The organism is Streptomyces torulosus, assembly GCF_001419765.1.
In the GTDB taxonomy this organism is placed as follows: Bacteria; Actinomycetota; Actinomycetes; order Streptomycetales; family Streptomycetaceae; genus Streptomyces; species Streptomyces torulosus.
This window is the reverse complement of the sequence record NZ_LIRK01000535.1, coordinates 1-3390: the sequence shown is the minus strand read 5'-3', so window position 1 is coordinate 3390 and position 3390 is coordinate 1. Positions and strand designations below refer to the sequence as shown.

The window sequence follows — 3390 nt, the reverse complement described above, 5'->3', positions numbered from 1 at the left end:
ACCAGCATGTCGTTCCACACCCACAGGAACTGGAAGATCCCGAGGGACGCGAGCGCCGGGGCGGCCAGCGGCAGGACCACCGTCGCGAACAGCCGTACCTCGCCCGCCCCGTCCAGCCGCGCCGCCTCCAGCAGCTCGCGTGGGATCTCCGCGAAGAAGTTCCGCAGCAGGAAGATCGCGAACGGCAGTCCGAAGCCCACGTGGAACAGGACGACACCGATGATGTCGCCGAAGATCCCGAGGTCCCGGAAGAGACCCGACAGCGGGATCAACGCCACCTGCACCGGCACCACCAGCAGCCCGACCACGACCATGAACCACCAGTCCCGGCCCTTGAAGTCCATCCACGCGAAGGCGTATCCGGCCATCGCGCCGATCAGGACGACGAGCAGCGTCGCCGGGACCGTGATCCAGACCGTGTTGAACAGCGCGTCGGTGATCCCGTCGTTCTCCAGGAGCGACTCGTAACTCTTCGTGGTGAGTTGGGCGGGCGCCGAGAACACCTTCCACCAGCCCGACTCGGCGATGTCCGTCGGGTCGCGGAACGACGACACCAGCAGACCGAACGTCGGCACCAGCCAGAACAGCGCCACCAGCAGCAGGAAGATCCGCAGCGCGCCCCCCGCCGCCCCGCTCGCCACCCGGGCGGCGACCGAACGCCTGGCTCGTACGGGCGCCGCGCCCGCGGGGTTCTTCGGGGCCGGCGCCGGGGCCGGGGTTTCGAGGGCGGTCACCGCTGGCGCTCCTTCCGCAGTCGCCGGATGTTGACCCACATCACCGGCAGCACGAGCAGCAGCAGCACCACACCGATGGCGCTGCCCAGCCCGAAGTCGCCTCCGCCGCCGTACGACGCCAAGTAGAGCTGCAGGGCGAGGACGTTGGCCTCGTCCTGGGTCGGCTGCGGCGCGATGATGTAGACGAGGTCGAAGATCTTCATCACGTTGATCATCAGCGTGACGAGGACGACGACCAGGACCGGCGCGAGCAGCGGCACCGTGATCCGGCGGAACACCTGCCACTCGTTCGCCCCGTCCACCCGCGCCGCCTCCAGCAGGTTCCGGTCGACACCGGCCAGCCCGGCCGCGATCAGCACCATCGCGAACCCGGCCCACATCCAGACGTACGAGCCGATGACGGCCGGTGTCACCAGGGCCGGACCGAGCCAGTCGATGCCGTTGTACGGCGCCGCGAAGTTCGAGCCCGGCAGCCGCAGTCGCGCTCCGTCGGCCGACTCCGGAAGGCTGAACGTGCCGTCGGCGCCGCTGGTCGCGGTGGCGACGACCTTCCCGTCCTGCACCGCCTCCACCTTGACGCCCTCCAGCGCCTTCTCGCCCCGGTCGACGGCGCCCTTCTCACCGCCGCCGCCGAGCCGGAAGTCCAGCCAGACGGTCCCCGTGACACCGTTCCCGGTGGGTGCCTTCGCGTCCTCGGGGTTGCCCGGCAGCCGGTTCGGCGCGATACCGACGAGCGGCAGCAGCGCCGGGGTGCCCGCGCGGACGGCGCCCTCCGTGGTGAACGACCCGCCGCCGGACGGCCGCAGATCGCTGACCTGGGCGTTGGGGCGCGCCTTCGGATACACGGACTCGTCGGCGAACACGTCGTGCACGGACGTCACGACCGCGTTCGCGACGCCCTGGTCCGGGTCCTGCTCGTACACCAGCCGGAAGATGATGCCCGCGGCCAGCATCGAGATCGCCATCGGCATGAAGACGATCAGCTTGAACGCCGTTCCCCAGCGCACCCGTTCCGTCAGCACCGCGAAGATCAGACCGAGCGCGGTGACCAGGGCCGGGGCCACCGCCACCCAGATCGCGGTGTTGCGGACGGCGACGAGGGTGGCGTCGTCGGTGAAGATCTCCGCGTAGTTGTCGAGGCCGACGAAGCCCGAGCCGCTCGCGTCGAACAGGCTCCGCCAGACCGAGTACCCGATCGGGTAGACCACGAGCGCGCCGAGCAGCACCAGCGCGGGCAGCAGGAACAGCACCGCCACCCACAGCCGGGTGCCCGTCACGCTCTTGCGCGGTGCGGCGGGGGGTGTCGGCAGCGCGCCGGCACCCCCCGCCGTCTTCGCCACGGCGGACGACATGACGGGCGTCAGCCGTTCCCGTAGGCCTTGGCCGCGTCCGTCTCCAGCTTCTTCTGGGCGCCGGACACGTCGTCGGGGTTCTTCAGGAAGTCCTGGAGGTCCTTCCACTCGCCGACGCCCTGTGTGCCACCGAACGCCGCGGGCGCCTGGTCGGACATGTCGAAGCGGAAGTCGTCGCCCGCCGCGAGCAGCGCCTTGGCGATCTCCCGGGTGACGTCGTCCTTGTACGTCCCCTGGTCCATCTCCTTGTTGGGGGAGAGGAAGCCGCCCTGCGCCGCCCAGATCTCCGCCGCGTCGGTCGAGGCGAGGAAGGTGAGCAGCGCCTGCGCGCCCTTGCCGTCCTTCAGCGCCACCGCCGCGTCGCCGCCGGTGACCACCGGGGAGTCGTCGCCGACCGCCGGGAACGGGAAGACCTTGGCGTCCGAGCCGATCTTCGCGTCCGTGTCGCCGTTGATGGTGACGGCCACGAAGTCGCCCTCGAAGACCATGCCGGCCGGGGTGTCACCGCTGAACGTCTGCGTGATCGACTTCGGGTACTCCGTCTGCAGGGCGCCGGACGCCCCGCCCGCGATCAGCTCGTCCTTGCCCCACAGTTCGGCGAGGGTGGTGAGGGCCTCCTTGACGGAGGGGTCCGTCCACTTGATCTCGTGCTTGGCCAGCTGGTCGTACTTCTCGGGGCCGGCCTGGGAGAGATAGACGTTCTCGAACCAGTCGGTGAGCGTCCAGCCGTCGGCGCCGCCGATGGAGACGGCCGGGGAGCCGGCGTCGGACAGCGTCTGCGCCGTCTGGAGGAACTCGTCCCAGGTCTTGGGCTCCTCGGTGACGCCGGCCGCCTCGAAGGCCGTGCTGTTGTACCAGACGAGGGACTTGTTGGCGGCCTTCGCGTACACGCCGTACTGCTTGCCCTCGTACGCGCCCAGGTCCTTCCAGCCGTCCGAGAAGTTCTTGTCGAGCTGGGCCAGGGCCTCACTGCCGAGCGGTTTGATCCAGCCCTTCTCGGCGAACTGGTGCAGTACGCCGACCTGGGGCAGGAACGCCACGTCCGGTGGCTTGCCGCCCTCGATCTTCGTACCGAGGAACGTGGAGGTGTTGTTGCCGGTCGGTACGAAGCTCACCGTGGCGCCGGTGCGTTTCTCGAACTCGTCCAGCACCTTCTGGAAGTTGTCCAGCTCCGGGCCGGTGAAGACGGCCGCGACCTCCAGCTTCTGGCCGTCGAGCTTGGGGAGTTGGACGGTGGGCTTGCCGCCGTTGTCGCCGCTGCCGTTGTCGCCGTCGTCACCGCCGTCGTCCCCGCCGCAGGCGGC

Annotated in this window: 3 protein-coding genes; all 3 read right to left on the bottom strand. The window is 69.8% G+C overall.

Going from position 1 to position 3390, the window contains the following annotated elements; all coding sequences use genetic code 11:
- Positions 1-734: carbohydrate ABC transporter permease (locus AOK23_RS32265; RefSeq protein WP_055716099.1), on the bottom strand; the 734-nt coding region annotated here is incomplete at its 3' end.
- On the bottom strand, positions 731-2086 hold the full coding sequence (locus tag AOK23_RS32260; RefSeq protein WP_240496661.1) for a carbohydrate ABC transporter permease: 1356 nt from the start codon (positions 2084-2086) through the stop codon (positions 731-733). The genes AOK23_RS32265 and AOK23_RS32260, both read right to left, overlap by 4 nt.
- Before the next feature lie 8 nt (positions 2087-2094).
- The coding region (locus tag AOK23_RS32255) for an ABC transporter substrate-binding protein (RefSeq protein ID WP_055716098.1) at positions 2095-3390 on the bottom strand (1296 nt) is incomplete at its 5' end.